Source organism: Roseococcus thiosulfatophilus, assembly GCF_017311575.1.
Classification (GTDB): Bacteria; Pseudomonadota; Alphaproteobacteria; order Acetobacterales; family Acetobacteraceae; genus Roseococcus; species Roseococcus thiosulfatophilus.
Map to the genome: position 1 here is coordinate 115424 of NZ_JAFFQY010000003.1, position 21096 is coordinate 136519.

18 protein-coding genes are annotated in these 21096 nt (G+C 71.9%); 6 read left to right on the forward strand and 12 right to left on the reverse strand.

The annotated features are described in order from the left end of the window. From JTN19_RS02255 to JTN19_RS02300, 10 genes are all read right to left on the reverse strand, one after another. Entirely contained in the window at positions 1-1659 is a 1659-nt protein-coding gene (locus JTN19_RS02255; protein ID WP_206929914.1) for a Na/Pi symporter, read from the reverse strand. 55 nt (positions 1660-1714) lie between these two features. Beyond that, positions 1715-2857: a benzoate/H(+) symporter BenE family transporter gene (locus JTN19_RS02260; protein WP_206929923.1), complete on the reverse strand. Its 1143-nt coding sequence runs from the start codon at positions 2855-2857 to the stop codon at positions 1715-1717. Then, positions 2857-5133, reverse strand: coding sequence for a penicillin acylase family protein (locus JTN19_RS02265; protein ID WP_206929932.1), 2277 nt, complete (start codon positions 5131-5133; stop codon positions 2857-2859). The genes JTN19_RS02260 and JTN19_RS02265 overlap by 1 nt, the downstream gene beginning before the upstream one ends. A 4-nt stretch (positions 5134-5137) precedes the next feature. Then, positions 5138-6121, reverse strand: coding sequence for a Bug family tripartite tricarboxylate transporter substrate binding protein (locus JTN19_RS02270; protein WP_206929934.1), 984 nt, complete (start codon positions 6119-6121; stop codon positions 5138-5140). A 4-nt stretch (positions 6122-6125) separates the two neighbouring features. Beyond that, positions 6126-6515, reverse strand: coding sequence for a cupin domain-containing protein (locus JTN19_RS02275; protein ID WP_206929936.1), 390 nt, complete (start codon positions 6513-6515; stop codon positions 6126-6128). 55 nt (positions 6516-6570) lie between these two features. Next, the gene (locus JTN19_RS02280; RefSeq protein WP_206929938.1) at positions 6571-7779 is read right to left on the reverse strand and encodes a M20/M25/M40 family metallo-hydrolase; all 1209 of its coding nucleotides are present in this window, start codon (positions 7777-7779) and stop codon (positions 6571-6573) included. Then, positions 7776-9167, reverse strand: coding sequence for an amidohydrolase family protein (locus JTN19_RS02285; RefSeq protein WP_206929947.1), 1392 nt, complete (start codon positions 9165-9167; stop codon positions 7776-7778). The genes JTN19_RS02280 and JTN19_RS02285 overlap by 4 nt, the downstream gene beginning before the upstream one ends. A gap of 3 nt (positions 9168-9170) precedes the next feature. Beyond that, positions 9171-10136, reverse strand: coding sequence for an NAD(P)-dependent oxidoreductase (locus JTN19_RS02290; protein ID WP_206929949.1), 966 nt, complete (start codon positions 10134-10136; stop codon positions 9171-9173). Beyond that, complete coding sequence (locus tag JTN19_RS02295; protein WP_206929951.1) at positions 10133-11164, reverse strand: alpha/beta hydrolase; 1032 nt, start codon at positions 11162-11164, stop codon at positions 10133-10135. The genes JTN19_RS02290 and JTN19_RS02295 overlap by 4 nt, the downstream gene beginning before the upstream one ends. 61 nt (positions 11165-11225) lie before the next feature. Beyond that, positions 11226-12287, reverse strand: a complete 1062-nt coding sequence (locus tag JTN19_RS02300) for a trypsin-like peptidase domain-containing protein (protein WP_242530787.1) — start codon at positions 12285-12287, stop codon at positions 11226-11228. A gap of 86 nt (positions 12288-12373) precedes the next feature. Here JTN19_RS02300 and JTN19_RS02305 point away from each other — a divergent pair, with 86 nt between their 5' ends. The 4 genes from JTN19_RS02305 (at position 12374) to JTN19_RS02320 (ending at position 16223) form a co-directional block, all read left to right on the forward strand. Further along, positions 12374-14731 carry a heavy metal translocating P-type ATPase gene (locus tag JTN19_RS02305; protein ID WP_340643259.1) on the forward strand — a complete coding sequence of 786 codons (2358 nt, stop codon included), beginning with the start codon at positions 12374-12376 and terminating at the stop codon, positions 14729-14731. Continuing rightward, the gene (locus tag JTN19_RS02310) at positions 14728-15111 is read left to right on the forward strand and encodes a MerR family transcriptional regulator (RefSeq protein WP_206929955.1); all 384 of its coding nucleotides are present in this window, start codon (positions 14728-14730) and stop codon (positions 15109-15111) included. Before JTN19_RS02305 ends, JTN19_RS02310 begins: the two co-directional genes overlap by 4 nt. A gap of 2 nt (positions 15112-15113) precedes the next feature. Further along, a complete protein-coding gene (locus tag JTN19_RS02315; RefSeq protein ID WP_206929957.1) occupies positions 15114-15314 on the forward strand; it encodes a heavy-metal-associated domain-containing protein in 201 nt (66 codons plus the stop codon). A gap of 150 nt (positions 15315-15464) precedes the next feature. Continuing rightward, a complete protein-coding gene (locus JTN19_RS02320) occupies positions 15465-16223 on the forward strand; it encodes a hypothetical protein (RefSeq protein ID WP_206929959.1) in 759 nt (252 codons plus the stop codon). Between the two features lie 11 nt (positions 16224-16234). On the opposite strand, the gene JTN19_RS02325 is transcribed toward JTN19_RS02320, so the two are convergent. Beyond that, positions 16235-17725: an AMP-binding protein gene (locus tag JTN19_RS02325; RefSeq protein ID WP_206929961.1), complete on the reverse strand. Its 1491-nt coding sequence runs from the start codon at positions 17723-17725 to the stop codon at positions 16235-16237. A 177-nt stretch (positions 17726-17902) separates the two neighbouring features. Between JTN19_RS02325 and JTN19_RS02330 the strand changes: the two genes are divergently transcribed. Continuing rightward, a complete protein-coding gene (locus JTN19_RS02330) occupies positions 17903-18088 on the forward strand; it encodes a hypothetical protein (RefSeq protein WP_206929963.1) in 186 nt (61 codons plus the stop codon). 36 nt (positions 18089-18124) lie between these two features. Here JTN19_RS02330 and JTN19_RS02335 read toward each other — a convergent pair whose 3' ends face one another. Continuing rightward, the gene (locus JTN19_RS02335; RefSeq protein WP_206929965.1) at positions 18125-19447 is read right to left on the reverse strand and encodes an aspartate aminotransferase family protein; all 1323 of its coding nucleotides are present in this window, start codon (positions 19445-19447) and stop codon (positions 18125-18127) included. 129 nt (positions 19448-19576) lie between these two features. Between JTN19_RS02335 and JTN19_RS02340 the strand changes: the two genes are divergently transcribed. Next, positions 19577-21094: a L,D-transpeptidase family protein gene (locus JTN19_RS02340; RefSeq protein WP_206929967.1), complete on the forward strand. Its 1518-nt coding sequence runs from the start codon at positions 19577-19579 to the stop codon at positions 21092-21094. The last annotated feature ends 2 nt before the right edge of the window (positions 21095-21096 follow it).

Consider the following 21096-nt stretch of genomic DNA (forward strand, 5'->3'; position numbering starts at 1 on the left):
TCAGTTGCCGGGCAGCAGGCGGCTGGGCAGCAGCACGCCATGCTGCTCCAGCACCGGATGCGCCACGCTGGCCAGGTGGGCCGAGACGCGGCGCAGGTCGCGCACACAATCCAGCACGAAGCTGGGCGCCGCCCCTCCCTCGCTGGCCGGCGCGCCCCCGGCCGCGACCACCCGGGCCGCCGCCGCGCGTTCGGTCTCGCGCAGCTTCTCCTTGGCCGCGACCAGCTGTCGCGCCGCGTCGAGGTCATCCGAGAGGAAGACCGTCACGGCCAAGGTCAGCTGCGCGCCCAGCGCGGCATGCACGCTGTCCAGCATGCCCTGACCGTCACGCGTCAGCACGAGCCCCCGGCGCTGGCGCTTGGCGGCGTGCTGCGCGAGGTCGCGCGCCAGGACATCCGCCGCCTGCTCCAGGGCGATGACGAAGCCCTGGATGCGCCGGGCGCGGCCCGCCTCCTCATCGCTCAGCGCCTCGGCCGGCAGGGCGGCGAGGTAGGCGTGGATGGCGCGGTGCAGCCCGTCCACCGTGTCGTCCATGCGGGCGACGGGTTTGCCGGCCCCCCGGTCCTCTGTGGCGAAGCCGTGGGCGGAGGCGGCCAGCATGTCCTTCAGCACATCGGCCACCCGCAGCGCCTCGCGCGTGGCATGGGAGAGCGCGACCGAGGGCGTGCCGAGCGCCCCGCGGTCGAGGTAGCGGGGGGAAGCGGGGTCGGCCTCGGGCGGGGGCGGGGGCAGCAGCCGCGCCAGCAGCCAGGCCTGCGGGCGCAGCAGGGGCAGCGCCACCAGCGCCGTCATCAGGTTGAAGGCCAGGTGGGCGTTGGCCACCAGCCGCACCGGATCAGGGTCCAGCGCCGCCATCAGCGCGGTGAAGCCGGGCAGCAGAGCCAGCGCGACGGCGCAGCCCAGGGCGCGGTTCAGCAGGTTGCCCAGCGGCAGGCGCAGCCGGGGCGGCCCACCCGCGCCGCCCTGCGCCTGCAGCAGCGGGTTGAGCGCCGTGCCGAGGTTGGCGCCCAGCACCATGGCCACGGCGGCCTCGTGGGGTAGGCTGCCGCCGCCCGCCAGCGCCGCGACGAAGAGCACGCCCGCCACCGAGGAGTGCGCCGCCCAGGCCAGCACGGCGGCCAGCAGCACCAGCACCAGCGGCATGTCGGCCAGCACGGCGAGCACCTCGCGCAGCGCGGCCGACCGCTCGACAGGGGCGAGGGTTCCCCCCAGCAGCGCCAGCGCCAGCAGCATGAGTCCAAGCCCGATCGAGACCCGCGCCAGGTCGCGCGTGCGGGTACGCCCCGCGCGCCGGAAGGCCACGACACCCCCCAGGATCAGCAGGGGCGAGAGCCAGGCCATGTCCAGCGACAGCACCTGCACCAGCAGCGCCGTGCCGAGATTGGCCCCCAGCATGGCCGCCAGAGCAGGCGCCAGCCCCACCAGCCCCGCGGCGGCGAAGGAGCCCACCATCAGCGCGGTGGCGGTGCTGCTCTGCAGGATCGCGGTGACGCCCAGCCCCGCCAGCACCGCCCGCCAGGGCCGGCCCAGCGCCGCGCCCAGGATGGATTGCAGCCGCCCGCCATAGGCGCGCTGGATGCCGGACTGCACCATGTGCAGGCCCCAAAGGAGAAGCGCGGCCTCGCCGGCGAGCTGAAGGAGGAAGCGGAATTCGTTCACGGTGGTGAACGAGGTTTACGCCATTCCGGTTGAAGATGACAGTTTGATGACAGGGCTAATCTCGCGGCCGCAACATCCACCATAGCGCCCCGCCCGCCACCAGCCCCCAAAAGGCAGCCCCCACACCCCCTACCGTCAGACCCGAGGCACTCACCACAAAGGTGGTGATGGCCGGCACGCGCGCGGATTCGCGCGCCAGCGCGGTGGCCAAGGCACCCGCCAGCGAGCCCAGCAGCGCCAAGCCCGCCACGGCCTGTATGAGCAACGGCGGGGCCGCCGCCACGATCACCGCCGCCATGCCGGACAGCACGGCGAATCCCAGATATCCGGCGCTCGCCACCGCGCCGGCTACCCAGCGGCGACGCGGGTCGGGGTGGGATTCCGGCCCCGCGCAAAGCGCCGCCGTGATGGCGGCGAGGTTCACCAACTGCCCGCCCGCGAAGCCCCCCGCGAAGCTGCCCAGCCCCGTGGCCACGAAGATGGGCCGCACGCCCGGCCGATACCCGTTGGCATGCAGCACCGCGAGGCCTGGCAGGTTCTGCGACGCCATCGTGACCAGGAAGAGCGGCAGGGCGATGCCCGCCAGCGTGCCCCATTCCAGCCGCGGCCAGACGAACTCCAGCACGGGCGGCGTGAAGCCCGAGGCGCCGGGCAGTCCCGGCCCCAGCAGCAGCACCGCCACCGCCACCAGCACCGCGACCGGCACGGCCCAGAGCCGGTTGAGCCGCAGCATCACCGCCCAGGCCAGCACCACCGGCAGGGCGAGCCAGGGGATTTCCCCCACCGCCCGCACCGGGGCGAGGCAGAGGTCCAGCAGCACGCCCGCCAGCATCGCCGCCGCCAGGGGGGCGGGAATGCGTTCGACGGCCTGGGCGAAGGGACGCCACAGCCCCGCCGCCACCACCAGCGCCGAGGCCACCAGGAAGGCGCCGACGGCGGCCGGGAACCCGCCCTCCGGCATGGCGGAACTCGCCAGCAGCGCCGCCCCCGGCGTGGACCAGGCGATGCTGATGGGCATGCGCCACCAGACCGAGAAGGCCAGCCCCAGCCCGCCCATCAGCAGGCAGAGCACCACGAGGCCGGACGCCGCCTGGGCCGGCGTCGCCCCCATGGCCGCGAAGCCCGCCAGCACCACCGCGAAGGAGGAGGAGAAGCCGACGAAGGCCGCGAGCAGCCCCAGCGTGACCGGTTGCAGCATCAGGGCGTCAGGCGCAGCCGGCCGGTTGTGGAGGCGGGCTCGCGCGTGAGGCGCAGGGTCTCGCCCGCCTGCCAGCGCTCCAGCAGATCCCCCCAATGGCGCGAGAGGGGGTGGCCGGACTGCCCGGTGCCGATGATGGCCTCGGTGGCCTCGGGGTCCGACAGGTCCACCGCGATCCGCAGCCCTGCCCCATGCACGGCGGCGAAGGGCTCCGGCCCGGCCATGCGGAAGCTCTGGCGCTGCACGGTGTGGCCATCGCCGCCCACGGGCGCGGCCAGGCCCGTCAGCCGGTTCAGCACGGGCACGAAGCGCAGCAGCGGGTGGTCGAAGCGGGCTTGGTGCGCCTGGCCCCAGCGCCATTGCGCGGGTTCAGGACCGAAGCGGGAGACGAGTTCGCCCACCGCCTCGGCCATGGCCATCGCCGCCATGGCCCGGCAATCCCCGCCGCACCACCATTCGCCGCGCGGGTCCGTCAGCAGGAAGCGCAGGAATTCCGCGCTGGTGGGGGCATCCGGCGCGCCCGCCTGGGCCACCGCGAGGCGCGGCATGTGCTGGGAGAAGGCCGCCCAGATCAGCGGCTCCGGCCGGCCCGGATCCATGTCGCCATCCCAGCCCGCCAGCAGGGCCTGCGCCGCCCCCACCGCGCCCGAGCCGCGGGGCAGGGTGTTGAGGAAGGGCAGGGCCTCCCGCGCCGGCAGGGAGAGCGTGTCCATCTGCACCGCCGCGAAGCCGGCCAGCGTGAAGCGCGCGCCGGGCGCGAGCAGTTCATGGATGCGGCGGAAGCGCCAGTCGCCATACCAGTCGCGGCCGAGGAAGGCGGGATGGCCCTCCGGGCTCACGCGGTTGTTGGCGTTGACCAGCAGGCCGGTGCCCGGGTTCTCCACATGCGGCAGCTCGTCAAAGGGGATGAAGCCCTGCCAGGGGGCGGTGCCGGGGAAGGCGCCATCGCCCTCGGCGCGGACAGGGGTGCGGCCGATGAGATACATGGCGATGCCGCCATCGCGCGCCGCCACCATCAGGTTCTGCGGCGGCGAGGTGATACGCGCGGCGGCATCGCGTGCGCCGGCGAGGTCCCGCGCCAGGGCCAGGCGCCGCAGCCCGTCCGCCGCGGTGTCGTTCGGCTCCAGATTGGCCATGCGCACAGCCAGAACCCGGCCGTCGGTGCGCGGCGTCTCGTCCAGGTCGGAGAGCACGGGGCCGTTTTCGGTCTCGCGCACCTCGAAGGTGACGGGTTCACGCCCGCGCACGCGGATGGTCTCGGTCCGCACCACGCGGGCGGCGGATTCCGGCTCGATATAGACGTCCTGCGTGTCGGAATGGGTGGTGGTGAAGCCCCAGGCAAGGTCATTGGTGCGACCGAACACCAGGAAGGGCACGCCGGGCGAGGTGGCGCCCGCGCGCAGGCTGCCATCGGCCAGCTCCACGCGGACGAGGTACCACAGCACGGGCGCGCCATAGCCCAGATGCGGGTCGGCCGCGAGCAGGGGCGCCGTGCCGCCCGCGCGCGGCCCCGCCACGGCCCAGGAGTTGGAGGCCGAGCTGGGCAGGGGTGCGTCCTCGCCGAAGACCGGGATCGCGGCCAGAACGCCGTCGAGCTGCGGCAGCGCCGCGAGGTCCGGCCGGCCGGCGCTGCCATCCAGCGGCCAGAGGTCCCACAGGCGCTCGGCGGGCAGCAGAGCGGCGAGGCGCGCGCGTTCCATCTCCACGCGGAAATTGTTGGAGAGCCAAAGCCCCATCACCTTGGCCCAGAGCAGGGAATGCCGCGGCTCCCAGCGCTCCGGCGCGCCGAGCAGCAGGAATTCGGGGGTGGCGAAGCGGCCGCGCGCCGTGATCCAGGCATTCACGCCGGCGGCATAGGCCTCCAGCATGTCGCGCGTCGCCGGTTCGAGCCCCGCGAGGTCGGCCTCCGCCCGCTGGGCCAGGCCCAGCACGCGCGAGAAACGGTCGAGCCGCAACGCGGCACTGCCCGCGATCTCGGAAAGCCGCCCCTCCGCCCCGCGCCGCATCGCCTCCATCTGGAACAGGCGGTCGCGGGCATGGAGGTAGCCGAGTGCGATGGTGGCGTCGCGTTCGGTGGCCGCGCGGATGCGCGGGATGCCATGCGCGTCGAAGCTCACCTCCACCGGCGCGGAAAGGGCGGGCAGGGCCAGGCTCTCATCCCGTGGCGGCAGCGTCCACCAGACGAGGCCCAGCGCCAGCGCCGGCACCGCCAGCACCAGCATCAGAAGGCCCAGCAGCGCGCCGCGCCAAATTGAGGGGCGGCGGCGCCGCTTCATGGTCTCATTCGGGCTCGATCCCGGCTGAACGGATCATTTCACCCCAGGCGGCGATCTGCGCCACGATGAAGCGGCCCAGTTCCTCGGGCGTGGAGGTGAGGCCCTCGAAGCGCGCCTGCGCCATGCGCTCGCGGTATTCGGGCTTGGCGCCCAGGCGCTGCATGGCGGCGCCCAGCGTGGCCGTCACCTCGGGGGCCATCCGGGCGGGGCCCAGCAGGGCCGCCCAGCTCAGCATCTCGAAGCCTGTCATGCCGCCTTCGGCGAGCGTGGGCACATCGGGCGCCAGGCGCGAACGCTGGCTGGAGGTGACGCCGAGCGCGCGCAGCCGCCCCTCGCTGACATGCGCGATGGACGGCGCGAAATCCACCACCATGCAGTTCACGCGGTTGGTCAGCAGGTCGGTCAGGGCAGGCGGCACGGAGCGGTAGGGGACATGCGTCATCTCCACCCCTGCATGCTTGGCCACCGCCGCCCCCGCCACGATGCCCGAGCCATTGCCGGAGGCATAGGTGATGCGCCCCGGATTGGCCCGCACATGGGCGATGAATTCCGGCAGGGTGCGGGCCGGGATGTCCGGGTGGACCACCAGCCAGAAGGCGTAGTTGCCCAGGCGCGAGATGGGCGTGAAGTCCGCGATGGGGTCATAGTCCAGCCGCCGCAGCAGCCAGGGGTTGGCGGCGTGCGGCGTGTTGGTGGTGACGAGCAGCGTGTGGCCGTCAGGCTGGGCGCGGGCCACGGCCATGGCGGCGATGGTGCCATTCGCGCCGGCCCTGTTCTCCACCGTGATCGTGGCGCCATCCATCTCGGCCGAGAGCATCTGGGCCAGGATGCGCGTCACGGCATCCGTGCCGGAGCCCGCGCCGAAGGGCACGACCAGGGTAATGGGGCGCGAAGGCCGCCAGCCGCCTTGGGCGATGGCGGGTGCGGCCAAGGCGGGAAGCGCGGGCAGGGCGAGCGACGCGCCCAGCAGCGTGCGGCGTTGGAACATGACGTTATCCTCCATGGGTATTCCGGCGGACCACTTTTTCGGGGTTCTCGCCATAGGGTGGTGCGTAGACGACCAGCACGCGCACCGGCGTGTCGCCGATCACCTGGAAGAGGTGCTCGGCATCGGCGGGGAAGAAGCAGGCATCGCCGGGGCCCATCTCGCCCTCCTCACCATTGCAGGCGACGCGGGCGCGGCCTTCCAGCAGGTAGCAGATCTGCTCCAGCCCCGGATGGGCGTGGGGCAGGGCGGAGCCGCCGGGCTGCAGCGTGCCGTGCAGCATCTCGACCTGGCGCGCGCCCACCGTCTCGGGGCCGATGAGGCGGTGGTTGAGGGTGCCGTGGTGGTTGGCGGGGGAATAGGGCGTGACGTCGCCCATGCGGACGATGAGCGTCATGCCGCCCCCGATCGCCGGAGGGCGGCAGCCCGGAGGCATGAATTGGTGGCGAACATCATGGCAACTCCATCTCCGCGACGGCCAGGATGGTGGCGAGGCTCGCGCGCATGCCACGCAGCGAACCCTCGATCTCCACGTCAATCCATTCCTCCAGCGAATGCGCGCGGCCCCCGCGCCCGCCCGAGCCGATGCGAAGGGCCGGGATGCCGAGGCTCATCGGGATATTGGCGTCGGTCGAGGACCATTCGAAGGAGGGGCTGTAGCCCTCCGCCGCCACCGCCGCCGCGGCCAGCCGCGCGATGGGCGCGCCATTGGGCGTGTGGCCCGCAGGCCGGTCGCCCACGGGCGTGATCTCCACGCGGATGGTGCCCTCGCGCGCCATGTTTTCGGCGGCGACGGCGCCCTCGACGCCGGCCAGGAAGGCGCGTTCCAGCTTGGACAATTCCTCGGCCGAGGCGGAACGGAGGTCCACCTCCATCGTCACCGTCTCCGGGATCGCGTTGATGGAGGTGCCGCCCGAGACCACGCTGACGCAATGCGTCGTCACCGGTTCGCGCGGCACGCGGATGGCGGCGAGGCTGCGCGCGGCCTCGGCCATGGCATACATCGGGTTCACCATCCCGAAGGCGGCGTAGCTGTGGCCACCCGGCCCGCGGAAGGTCACGCGGAAGCGGCGCGAGCCGATGCCGCCGGTGACGATGCGCTCCACCTCCGGGCTGTCCACCGTCAGGAAGCCGCGGATCCGTTCGCGCTTCGGGTGCGTCGCGAAGAGGTGGCGGATGCCGCGCAAATCGCCCAGCCCCTCCTCGCCCACATCGCCGACGAACAGGATGTCATGCCGCGTGCGGATGCCCGCCGCGTCCATGGCGCGCAGGAAGGCGAGGTTCACGGCCAGGCTGCGCGTGTCGTCGCCCACGCCGGGGGCAAACAGCTTTGTGCCCTCGCGCCGCACCCGCACATCGGTGCCGGCGGGGAAGACGGTGTCCAGATGCGCCGCCACCACCAGGATGTCGCCATTGCCGAAGCCGCGGCGCAGGCCCATGACATTGCCGACCTCGTCCTGCGCGACCTCCTCCAGCCCATGGGCGCGCAGCATGTCGAGATAGGCGGCCGCACGCTTCTCTTCCGCGAAGGGCGGGGCGGGGATTTCCGTGAGCGTGATGATGTCCTGCACCGTGCGGTCATGCTCGGCGCGCAACACGTCGCAGGCGGCCTGGTAGGCGGCGTGGCCGCGGATGGAGGCGATGGTCTCGTCGGTGGTCACGCGAATTCCCTTTGTGAAGCAAGTGCCGCGGGGATGGCCCCGCGGCGCGCGGCCTCGGCCCAGACGCGCTCGATGGCGGCGGCCCCGCGGCGGATGATGGCATCGGCATCGCCCCGCACCAGCGCGCCGCCCCGCACCCGGATCTCGCCGGCGGTGACGACGGTGTGCACGTCGCTGCCGCGCCCGTTGGTGAGCAGCGCGCGCAGCGGGTTCCAGACGGGCTGGTAGCGCGCGGCGGCAAGGTCGAACATCACGACATCCGCCCGCGCGCCGGGCGTCAGGCGGCCAAGATCCGGCCGGCCCAGCGCATCGGCGCTGTCGCGCGTGGCGGCCGTCAGGAGGCGTTCGGCGCTGCCCGCGCCCGGATTGGTGGATTGCGTCTTGGCGAGCAGCGCGGCGGCGCGCAATTCGTCCACCATGTCGAGCGTCACGCCATCCGTGCCGATGCCGAGCCGCACGCCGGAATCGAGAAAGCGCGCAATGGGCACGCCCTTGCCCGAGCGCGCGAAGCCCAGCGGGCAGCAGGCGATGGTGGCATCCGCCTCGCGCACCATCGCGATCTCCTCATCGCTCGCGAGGAAGCAATGGCCCAGGATCACGCCCGGCCGCAGCAGGCCGCAATCGCGCAGATGCTCCACGCTGCCCTTGCCACGGGCGGCGCGGACGGCCGCGATCTCCAGCGGGTTCTGCGCGCAATGGACGGAGACGATGGCGCCCATCTCCCGCGCCGCCGCATCCACGCGCCGCAGCAATTCGGGCGAGTTGCTGTCCGGCCCATGCGGCCCGAAGCCCACCGAGGCCAGCCCTTCCGGCCCCTGGTGCCATTTGGCGTGCAGCTTCATCACGAAGTCGAAGCTGGCGTCCGACGCGTCCTCGCCCTGCCAGACGGGCGTGCCGTCGGGTCCCATGGCGAGGTTGGGCACGGTGAAGGTGTAGGGGCAGGACCAGGTGCGCAGGCCCAGCGCCGAGGCACGCGGCACGAATTCATGCTGCTGCGGCCGCCAGATGTCGAGCATCGCCGTCGTGCCCGTCATCAGGCATTCCAGCAGCGCCATCTCCACCGCGTCGCCGATGGCGTCCGGCTCCATGATCTCGGCGACCAGGTCGCCCAGCGGCATCAGCAGCGAGAACAGGATGTGCCCCGGCAGGCTGCCCGGCTGGATGTCATCCGCCAGCCCCCGGAACAGCGGCGCCGAGAAGGCGTGGTTGTGCAGGTTGATCAGCCCCGGTGTCAGCAGCCCCTGGGGCAGGGCGATGCGCTCCGCGTCCAGGCTCGGGGCCTCGTTGAGGATGGCCGCGATGCGGCCATCCTCGATGACGAAATGCGGGTGCTCCCGCAGCCCGGTCTCGGCGCACCAGGACCAGCGCGGCGAGAGCACCAGCGCCATGGCTCAGGCCAACTGGTTCACGAGCGTCGCCTCGCCGCGCTGGAGACGGCCGATATTCTCCATCATCAGGTCCAGCACGTTGATCTCATAGGCGCAGGTCTCGCCGCCGGTGTGCGGCGTCAGGTAGCAATTGGGCAGCGTCCAGAGGGGGGATTCCTCGGGCAGCGGCTCGGCCATCATCACGTCCAGCGCGGCGCCACGGATGGCGTTGGATTGCAGGGCCGTGATCAGCGCGGGCTCATCCACCACGGCGCCGCGCGCGCAGTTGACGAGGTAGGCGCCGGGCTTCATGGCCGCCAGCGCCTCGGCGCCGATCAGGCCGCGCGTGGCATCCGTCAGCGGGCAGACCAGCACCACGAAATCCGCGCGCGGCAGCAGGCCGGGCAGGGCGCTGGTGGCATGCACCTCATCGGCGCCCGCCGTACCGCTGGCCGGGTTCTGCCGCACGCCGATGACATGCATGTCGAAGGCCTTGAGCAGCTTGATCAGCCGCGCGCCGATGCGCCCCGTGCCGACGACGATGGCGGTCTTGCCGGCCAGCTCATCCTCGCGCTGCGCGAAGTCACCCTTCATGCCGGAGAAGAACTTCTTGTGCTGGTCGTCGCGCGCCACGAACAGCTTGCGCGTGATGCCGAGCATCAGCCCCACCGCGTGCTCGCTCACAGCATTGGCATTGGCACCGGCGGCGGAGGCCAGGCGGATGCCATGCTGCGCGAAGACCGCGCGGTCATACTGGTCCGTGCCGGCCGAGAGCGACTGCACGAATTTCAGCCGGGGCGAGAGCGCGGGCAGGGTGTTGCGCCAGAGGCCACTGACCACCAGCACATCCGCCTCGCCGATCCGCGCCTCCAGCTCGGCCAGCGAGCGCACCTCGAAATGGGGGAAGGGCGCGCCGCGCTCGGCGAAACGCTCGGCGCAGCGATAGGCCACATGGGCGAAGCAGATGGTGGGGTTCGTCGGAAATGTCACGCGGATGCCTCTTCGAGAAAGACCTGCACGGCCTGGAACAGAGCGCCCCGGTTGCGCTCCATGAGCATGGTGTGGGTGCCCTCGCCCAGCAGAACCATCCGCCGCCCGGGCGAGGATGTCAGCAGCGGTAGGATGGTGAAGGCCATGGAGGGCGGCGTGTCACGGTCCCATTCGCCCACCACCAGCAGGGTGGGCGCGGTGACGCGGCCGGGCTCCCAGAAGGGGCGGCCCGCCTGCCAGTATTCGCGGCTGTCCTGCAGCACGCCATTGGGCGCGCGCAGCGCGGCCGGGTTGCGGCGCAGCCCCTCGGGGTCGGTCGCCCAGGTGACGCCGGCCCAATGCTCGAACCAGCCGCCGGGGATAAGGTTGGCGCGGGCCGATTGTGGCACGCCATTCAGCCAGCGTTCGCGCGCCTGGGCCTGGGTGACGAAGCGGTAGGCGCCCATCGCATCGCCGGCCGGGCTCGCGCCCTCGCGCAGCCAGACGGGGGCGAAGAGGACCAGGCGTTCGACCAGGGTCGGGTTGTCGGCGGCGAAACGGCCCATCAGCGCCGTCCCCCAGGACCAGCCCATATGGATCAGGCGCGGGACGGAACGCCGCTCGCGGATGAAGGCGGCGGCGGCGGCGATATCGGCTACCGCCGTCTCACCGCGCACCAGGGGCGGGTTGGCCTCGGGCGGCTGGGCCATCTCGGGCGGGCGGGTGCTGCGGCCGTAGCCGCGCAGGTCGAGGCACCACACGTCGAAGCCGCGGCCGGCCATGTAGTCCATCCAGGACAGCCCCCCCAGCGGCAGGTCGAAGGAGGTATGGGCCGGGTAGGTCGCGCCATGCACGAACAGCACGGTGCGGGCGGGCGAGAAGCTGGTGAGGTTCTCCGGACGCTTGTTGCGGAGGAACAGCTCGATCCCCGCATCGCCGGAGGGGACCATGAACTCCTCGCTCACCAGCGCGGCCTGGGCCGAGGCAGGGCTGGGCAGCAGGAGCGGCGCGGCGAGCATGGGCGCGGCCAGCACGGCACGGCGTTGCATGGAAACCTCCTCGGCTTGTTGGGCGGCAGACTAGCCAAGCCCGCCCGGTTCCGCGAGGGGCCTACCTCTCGCAGCGTATGAAGAGTGTGGAGCGGTGCGCGACATCCCCCACATCGGCCGTGGACAGGTCGCGCCCCCGGCTTTCGGCGAGCAGCGGCGTGATGCCGGCGCGGCGCGCGAATTCCAGCGCCGTGCGCCCCTGCACCGCGAAGTTGATGTTCTGCGCGATGTCGCCCGTGCTCTGCGCCAGGCGCTGGGCGTTGAGCTTGGAGACGATGACGCCCACCACATTTCCCTGCATGTCCAGCAGGGGGCCGCCGGAATTGCCTGGCTGCACCTCGGCGCTGATCTGGAACTGGTTGGGATTGTCGCGCAGGCCGCGCAGCCCGTTCACCTCACCGCGCGTCAGCTTGGGCTCGGAACTCAGCAGGCCCGCCAGCGGGAAGCCATAGGCCACCACGCCCTCACCCCGGCGCAGGGCCGGCGCCTCGCGGAAGGGCAGCGCGGGGCCGACCAGCCCGGGCACGTTCAGAAGTGCCAGGTCCAGTCGCGCATCAGCCAGCGCCGGCGGGGCGGCGGCCAGCCAGTGGCCGGAGGGAGTGTTGAGGATGATGCGGTTACAGCCATCAATGACATGCTGGTTCGTCATCACCCGGCCATCGGCGATGAGGAAGCCCGAGCCGGTGGAGACGCGCTGCGCCCGCCGGTTGGGCTCGGCGCGCGGCACCTGGGGATTTGCGGGGCCCGCCATGCGGGGGGCGGGCGGCGGGGCGGCCGCGGCCAGCCGCTGGAGGTCCAGGTTGCGGTTCACGCAGATATCCTGGTCGCGCAGCACGGCGTCGCGCCCGTCCTGGGCCACCAGCCGCAGGTCGAATCGGCAGCCGGCATCGGCATTCGGGGTCACGCGGAAGCCCGCGCCATCGGGCAGGGGCCGGTCGGGGCGCAGCAGGTTGGGCCCCCAATCACCCGCCTCGCCGCGCGGGCTGCGGACGGCGTGCAGGGCGGTGGCCGGCACGCCCGAGCGGTTCACCACCCGGAATTCCTGCGGTTGCGCCGCATTCTGGGCGAGGGAGGGGAGGGCCAGGGTCGCCCCCAGCAGCAGGGTGGCCATGAATGCGCGCATGCCAGCCATGTGCCGTCCCGCTTGCGCTGGCGCAAGGTCGGGCCGGCCTTGACCCTGCCATGGTGTCAGGCACCACCTGTCGGAACATGATGGACCACGCCGCCACCCTTCCCCGGACCACCCTCGCCCTGTCGGGGCTGAGCTGCGCCAGCTGCGTGCGCCGCGCGGAGGCCGCGCTGGCCGCCGTGCCCGGCGTGGCCGAGGCCCAGGTGAACCTGGCCGATGAAAGCGCCACCGTCACCGGCAGCGCCGATCTGCCCGCGCTGGAGGCCGCGCTGCGCCGGGCGGGATACGGCCTGCGGGAGCAGGTGCTGGAGCTGGGCGTCACGGGCATGAGCTGCGCCTCCTGCGTCGGCCGGGTCGAACGCGCCCTGCGGGCCGTGCCCGGGGTGATCGAGGCCGGGGTGAACCTCGCCACCGAGCGCGCCACCCTGCGCGTCATGGCAGGCACCGAGACGGCCGCGCTGGAGGCCGCGCTCACCCGCGCCGGCTATGCCCTGGCCGAGACCGAGCAGCGCCGCGCCCTCCCGCGCGAGGATCTGGCGCTGGGGGCTGCCTTCCTGCTGGCCCTGCCCTTCATGGCCGGCATGCTGGGCATGGCGCTCGGGCAGGGCATGGCCTGGATGCCGGGGGGGTGGTGGCAGCTGGCGCTGGCCACGCCGCTGCAATTCGGCCTGGGCTTTCGCTTCTACCGCGCCGGTTGGGCCGCGCTGCGCGCCGGCACCGGCAACATGGACCTGCTGGTGGCCATCGGCACCAGCGCGGCCTACGGGCTTTCGGTCTGGATGCTGCTGCTGGGGCATGACCACCTCTATTTCGAGGCCGCGGCCCTCATCATCTTCTTCGTGCTGCTGGGCAAGCGGCTGGAGGCGCGGGCCAAGCGCTCCACCGCCGGCGCCATCCGCGCCCTGCTGGACCTCCGCCCCCGCACCGCCCGCCGCATCGAGGATGGCGAGGAGCGCGAAGTCCCCGCCGCCCTGCTGCGCGTTGAGGACCGCGTGGCGCTGCGCCCCGGCGAGCGTGTGCCCGCCGATGGCGTGATCGAGCGCGGCGAGGCGGGCTTGGACGAAGCCGCCATCACCGGCGAAAGCCGCCCCGTGCCCAAGCACCCCGGTGATGCGCTGATCACAGGCACGGTGGTGCTGGACGGGCACCTGACGCTCCGGGTCACCGCCACGGGCGAGGAGACGGTGCTGGCGCGCGTGGCCGCGCTGGTGGCCGCCGCGCAGGCCAGCCGCGCGCCCATCCAGAAGCTGGTGGACCGTGTCTCGGCGGTCTTCGTGCCGGTGGTGATGGCGCTGTCCTTCGTCACGCTCCTGGCCTGGCTGGCGCTGGGGGCGGGGGGCGAGGAGGCCATCCTGCACGCGGTCGCCGTCCTGGTCATCGCCTGCCCCTGCGCGCTGGGCCTCGCCACCCCGGCCGCCATCATGGCCGGCACGGGCGCGGCCGCGCGGGCCGGCATCCTGCTGCGCGACGCCGAGGCCATCGAACGCGGCCACGCCGCCACCCTCGTGGCCTTCGACAAGACCGGCACCCTGACCGAGGGCCGGCCCGTGCTGGCCGCGATCCATGAGGCCGAGCCGGGCGCCTTGGCGCTGGCCGCGGCCCTCCAGGCCGGCAGCGAGCACCCACTCGCCCATGCCGTGCTTGCGGCCCATGGCGGCGCGACCGCCCCCGTGGAGGATTTCCGTGCCCTGCCCGGGCGGGGCGTGCGCGGCGTGGTGGCGGGCCGCGCCCTGCAGCTGGGCGGGCCGCGCCTGCTGGTCGAAAGTGGCGCCACCCCCGCCTTCACCGCCGAGGCCGCCGCGCACGAGGCCGAAGGCCGAACGCTCGCCTGGCTGGTGGAGGGCGAGCGGGTGCTCGGCCTCCTGACCTTCGAGGACGCCGTGAAGCCCGGCGCGGCCGAGGCGGTGGCGCGGCTGGCCGCCATGGGTGTGCGGGTGGCCATGCTGTCCGGAGATTCGCCCGCGGCCGCGCGGGCGGTGGCCCAACGGCTCGGCATCACGGAGGTCGAGGCCGGGCTGCTGCCCGCCGATAAATCCGCGCGCATCGCCGCCTGGCAGGCTCAGGGGCTGAAGGTCGCGATGGTGGGCGATGGGGTGAATGACGCGCCGGCCCTGGCCGCGGCCGATCTGGGCATCGCCATGGGCAGCGGCACGGATGCGGCCATCGCGGCCGCCGGGGTCACGCTGCTGCGCGGCGACCCGCGCCTCGTGCCCGCCGCGCTGGAGGTGGCCCGCGCCACGCGGCGCAAGGTCCGGCAGAACCTGTTCTGGGCCTTCGTGTATAATTCGGCCGGGCTGCCGCTCGCGGCGTTCGGATTTCTGTCACCCGCATTGGCGGGGGCGGCCATGGCGGCCTCCTCCGTCTCGGTGCTGGGCAATGCGCTGCTGCTCTCCCGCTGGACGTGGGGAGAGGCGAGGGAAAGGGGGACCCAGGGATGAACATCGGCGAAGCGGCGGCGGCAAGCGGCGTCAGCGCGAAGATGATCCGGCACTACGAGACCTTGGGCCTGGTGCGGCCCGAACGGCGCATGAACAACTACCGCGCCTATTCCGAGCAGGACGTGGCGGTGCTGCGCTTCATCCGGCATGCGCGGGAACTGGCCTTCCCGCTGGCCGAGGTGAAGCGGCTGCTGGCGCTGTGGCAGGACAGCGGGCGCAAGAGCGCCGAGGTGCAGCGCATCGCGCTGTCCCACGTCGAGGCGCTGGAGGAGAAGGCGCGCTCACTGCAGGCCGTCGCGGCCTCGTTGCGACATCTCGCGCGGGCATGCCAGGGCAATGCCCGGCCCGAATGTCCCATCATCGAACACCTGGAGAGCTGAGCATGGCCATCATGGAACTGACGGTGCAGGGCCTGACCTGCGGCCATTGCGTGCGGGCGGTGACCGAGGCCATCCAGGCGCGCGACCCCGCGGCGCAGGTGGCGGTGACGCTGGATGGCGGGAAGGTGCGCGCCGAGACGGTGCTGGACCGCCTGGCGATGGTCGCCGCCATCGAGGGCGAGGGCTACAAGGTGCTGGGATAAGGCGCTTCGTGCCGACCTAGCCCGCTGTTCCGCGGCTCTCCCTTGGCCGTTCCAGGCTCGGTTGCAGTTCGCGCACCGCATACAACCCATGCTGGTGTTTTCCTGCCTTTGCACGCCATATGACGTGGGTGCCAAGGAAGGAGGGAGCGCATGAGTGGTTCCTTTTTGACTTTCGGTCAGATGATGACCGGGGCCGTGCGTCCGACCGTGCGGGTGCTTGTCTGGCCAAAGAAATCCTCGACACCTGGACGGGGTATCAAGCCGTCGCCCACCGGACATATCGCCACCCTCTTCAAGCTTGGCGATGAGGTGGTCGGCTACAGCAGCCATGCTCCCGCCAAAGGTGGCGCACCCTTCAAGATCGGCAGCAGCGTCCTGTCATTCTCGGTCGGGGGTGGCGAGCAGAAGAAGCACCCGATCTACTGGAGGTATCCGTTCATCCGCAGGCAGTTGGAAGACGACGTCGTGACCTATGGGCATGAACCTTATGAAGTTGAGTTCAAGCCAAGCCTGCTGAACCTGATCGAAATCGGCAAACTTCTTCAGACCCCGAACTATGCGATCCACACCGGCGCCATGTTCGGGCCGCCTACCCTCGAGCAGGGCTACATCCTCGCCTCCGCCGAAGTGGAGCCGACCTCTGTCATATCCGGCAGTGGCACCTCCATCCTTCCCGCAAACCAATGCATCACCGAGTCCGGGCGAATTCTCACCTCCGGGACAAGCGGCCTGCCGATGGACATCATCCGCTTGATTTGCGAGAAAATTCCCAGTGCGAGACGGCAGAATTCCCTGACGTTCGGCGTCGGCCTGCGATCCGTCGAGGAGGCGCTTGACCAGATCAGCCAGCTTGAGGAAGTCCTGTCGGAACATGCGCCGGACGAGGGCTTCTTCCCGGAAACGAAGTAGCCGCGCCCCTTTCAGACCGCCCGCGCACGGCCTTCCCAGAAGGGCGCGCGCAGCTTGCGCTTGAGCAGCTTGCCATTGGGGTCGCGCGGCATGGCGTCCACCGCCTCATAGCTGCGCGGCACCTTGAAGCCGGCCAGCACCTCGCGCAGGCCCTCCTGCAAGGCCGCCGCATCCAACCTCGCACCGGATTCGAGCTGCACCACGGCGTGCAGCCTCTCCCCATATTCCTCGTCCGGCACGCCGAAGACGGCGCAATCCAGCACGGCCGGCTGGCGCAGCAGCGCGGCCTCGATCTCGGCCGGGTAGATGTTCACGCCGCCCGAGATCACCATGTCCGAGGCGCGGTCGGCCACGTAGAGGAAGCCGTCGCCGTCCAGCCAGCCCATATCGCCCAGGGTGAAGAGGCCCTCATGCTCCACGGCCGCCCGCGCTTCCGGGTTGTTGTGGTAGGTCCAGTCCGGATAGGCGTGGTTCCGGGCATAGATGCGGCCCACGACGCCGGGCGGGCAGGGGCGGCCTTCCTCATCCAGGATGCGGAGCGTGACGTCCGCCACGGGACGGCCCGCGGTGCCGGGGCGGGCCAGGCTGTCCTCGGCGCGGCAGGCGGTCAGCATGCCGGTCTCGGTGCTGGCATAGGTCTCGGTGATGATAGGGCCGAACCATTCGATCATGGCGCGCTTCACCTCGGGCGCGCAGGGCGCGCCGGTGGAGGCCACCACCTTCAGCGAGGAGATGTCATATCGCGCCCGCACCGCCTCGGGCAGGCGCAGCAGCCGCACATACATCACGGGCACGAGATAGACGGTGTTGATGCGGTGGCGCGCGATCAGCGCCAGGGTTTCCTCCGCGTCGAAGCGGGGCGCCAGCACAAGCATTTCCCCGAAGGTCAGGGCGTTCTGAGCGATGACCGTGGGCCCGGCATGGTAGAGCGGGGCCGAGACCAGCACGCGGCTGCCCTCGGTCACCCCCAGCGTCTCCTCCACCACCCGACGCATTCGCGCCTGGCGGGCGGGCAGGTCCGCGAGCGGGATGGGCAGGCGCCGCACACCCTTCGGGCGGCCGGTGGTGCCGGAGGTATAGCCCATCTGCCCACGCGGGCTGGCGGGCGGGCCGGCATAGTGGGGCTGGCCGGCGAGCCAGCTTTCGTAGTCCAGGGCGCCCTCGGCGCCGCCCACCGCCAGCACGGCCATCCCCGCCGGGATGATGTCGCGGATCGCCGGCAGAAGCGCCGCATCCGCGATCAGCGCCTTGGCGCCGCTGTCGGCCAGGATGAAGGCGATCTCGGGCGGGGTCAGGTGCCAGTTTAGCGCGGCGTAGTAGGTGCCGCCGATCCGGCAGGCGAGGATCACATCCGCCCAGACCGGCCCATTCCGGAGCAGCACCGCCACCGCGTCATTCTCCGTGAGCCCGAGTGCCCGCAACCCCCCGGCCAAGGCGGCGCCGCGCCGGTCCAACGCCTCGCCCGGCACATGCTGGTCTTCGAAAATGAGGGCACTGGTCATGGCGGAACATCTCCGAGTTAACTTATAATTGACTCACGTGGCGGATTATGGAGCAGGTCGCCCGAATGCCTGGCGATCCACCTTGGAACAGATGATTCTTGTCAAGCTTACGCTTGGCGCGCAAAGCTGTGCCGCGCGCCCATGTGCGCGCGACGTCCTCCCCCGAGGAGCATGGCCATGGTCAATGACGACATCACAGGTCAAGCCACGGACACGGCAACAAAAAATACATCTCCCGTCCCACGCAGGCTCTCCTCCGCCCGCGTGGACGAGGAGGTGCAGGGCGGTGAGTTCTGGGTCCTGATGCGCTCGGTCGGGATCGTGGTCGGCCTGGTGCTGCTGGTCGGCTGGATCATCGGCTGATGCGCGGAAATAAAACTTATGGTCGAGTCTTGGCCCTCAGCGCAGCACCTGCCCGCGTGCCGCGAGGAATTCGCGCACCGCCTCGACCAGCGCATCCAGGTCCGCGTCGGTGAGCGGCAGCGACAGGCTGATCATTCCGCGCCGCGCCACATAGATGCCGGCGGCCAGCATATCGAGGAAGAACAGCTCCCGCCGCTGCTCCTCCTCCGGCGTGGCGGCATAGGGCGCGGTGATGACGCCGGCGCGGAAATGCACCGTCATCATGCTGCCCGCGCCGGTGAACTGCATGGGCAGGCCGGCCTCGGCGCAGGCGGCATTCAGCCGCGCGCGCAAGGCCTCGCCGCGGGCGAAGAGGGCCTCCGCGGCCTCGGCGGTGAAGATCTCCCCCAGGGCCACCCGCCCCGCCGCCATGGACCAGACATTGTTGTTGAAGGTGCCGGCATGGGGCAGGGCATTGGCGCGATGGCCGTTGAACACGTCCATGATGTCCGCGCGGCCGCCGAAGGCGCCCACGTTGAAGCCGCCGGCGATGTATTTGCCCAGCGTGGTCATGTCGGGTGTGAGGCCGTGGCGCGCCTGCATCCCGCCCGGGCCGTGGCGGCTGGTCATCACCTCGTCGAAGATCAGCACGGCGCCCGTCTCCGCGCAGGCCTCGCGCAGCGCGGCCAGGAATTCGCGGCTCGCCGGGATGCAGCCGCCCGACCCCAGCATGGGCTCGACCAGCACGGCCGCCAGCGCATAGCCCGCCGCGCGGATGGAGGCGGCGGCCCCCTCAGGGTCGTTGTAGTCCATGAAGCGCGTGGGCACCGGCAGGTTCACCGCGCTGCGCTCCTTGGCGAAGGTCAGCACGCCGCCGTGATAGGCGCCGCGCGCCACCATCATGTCGGCGCGGCCCGTGAAGGCGCGGGCCGTGGCCAGCGCCATGATGTTCGCCTCGGTGCCCGAATTGGTGAAGCGCACGCGTTCGACCGAGGGAAAGCGAGCACAGACCAACGCCGCGAAGGCGGCCTCGTCCTGGCCGGCCGCGGCCAGGTTGATGCCGCGCGCCATCGCGGCCTGGGCGGCGGTGAGGATGCGCCCCTCGCTGTGGCCGAAAAGCCCGGCCGTGTATTCGCCCAGGAAGTCCCGGTATTCGAGGCCGTCCGCGTCCCACAGCCGCGCGCCCTCGCCGCGCGCCATGCTGATGGGGAAGGGAGTCCAGAACAGCACCGACCGCGTGCTGCCCCCCGGCATCACGGCCTGGGCGGCCTGATGCGCCTCAGCGCTGGCGGGCCGGGCCTTGGCATAGAGGGTGCGGGCCTCGGCCAGGGCGGCGTCGAGGTCGCTGTTGCGGCGTTCGGGGGCGTCGAGCGGGCTCATGGTTGAAGGCTCGCCCGGCGCCGCCTCCTGGGTCAACCGCCCAATTTCCCTGAGGGCGCGGGCGCTTGGCGTGGCCGCCGGGCAGTCCGCGCTTGGCGGCGGCGGCGGGGGGGGTGTATGACCACCCGCATGGAACGTCGCCTCTTGCTGGGTGGCCTGGCCGCGCTGATCGCCGGTCCCGCCGCCGCCACCAACCGGCCCGTCATGGCCCCGATGGCGCCGCCCGAGGGCACACGCACGCTCACCGCCTCGCCCGAGGCGCTGCGCCGGCTGGGCGAGCGGCTGCTGCGCCTCGACGAGGATGGTCTGAGCCCAGGCTGGTATGGGCTCGATGCCGTCCGCGCGCAGGACCCCTACGCCATCGCGAATGCCGCCGCCGGCGCGCTGACCGACCTGGTGCAAGGGCGGGTCACGCAATTGCCGGGCCGTGTGGATCTGCGCCGCAGCGCCGACCCGGCCGCGCTCGCCACCTGGTTCGAGCGGATCGCCGCCGCCGAGGAACCCGCCGCTGTGATTGACGCCGCGGCCCACCGGGCGCCGGGCATCCTGCCGCTCAAATCCGCGCTGGCCGCCGCGCGGCTGCGGGCCGAGACGGGCTGGGGCAGCGTGCCGCGCGGCAATGGCCGCGTGCTGGAGACGGGCCGGTCGGACGCGGTCCGCGTGCCCGCCCTGCGCGCCCGCCTCGCCGCGACCGACCCCATCTTCGCCGCCAACCCGGGCGATGGCGAGCTGTTCGATGCGCCGCTGGCCGATGCCGTGCGCCGTTTCCAGGCCCAGGCGGGGCTGGAGGCCGATGGCAGGGTGGGTGGCGCCACCATGGCCGCGCTGAACCGCACCCCGCAGGAGTTGGTGGACCAGCTCCGCGTCGCCCTCGACATGCGCCGCGCCGAAGCCCCCGCCCCGCGTGAGCGCCATGTGGACGTGAACATCCCCGATTTCCGCCTCGCCGTGATCGAGGAGGGGCAGACGCTCATGGACATGGTCGTGATCGTGGGCCGGCCGGACCGCGCCACGCCCATGATCACCACGCGGCTGACCTCCGTGCAGTTCAACCCGCCATGGGGCGTGCCCCAGCGCAACGCCGCGCAGGACCTGCTGCCGCGGCTGCGGCGTGACCCGCAGGCGGTGGCGCAGCGGGGCTTCCGCATCTTCCAGCGCGTGGGCGGCGAGACGGTCGAGGTGGACCCCATGTCGGTGGACTGGCACGCCATCCGCCCCGACCGCTTTCCCTATTTCATCCGGCAGGATGCGGGGGATGCGAATGCGCTCGGCCGGCTGAAGTTCATCATGCCGAACCGCGACGACATCTTCCTGCACGACACGCCGGACCGTCACCTGTTCCGCATGGCCGACCGCGCCTTCTCCTCGGGCTGCATCCGGCTCGAACGCCCGATGGACCTGCTGCTGCTGCTGCTCTCCGGCAATGGGGGCTGGGACCAGGCGCGGGCGAACCGCGTGCTGGACAGCCGGCAGACCATCGTGATCGCGCTGCGCCGCACTCTGCCCATCCGGCTGCACTACGACACGGTGATGGTGCGGGGGAACGAGGTCCGCATCCGGCAGGACATCTATGGGCTGGACGCCGCCTATGCCCGCGCGATGGCCGCGCCCGCGCGCGATGGCGTGCCCCTGGCCTCGCGGGGCTGAGC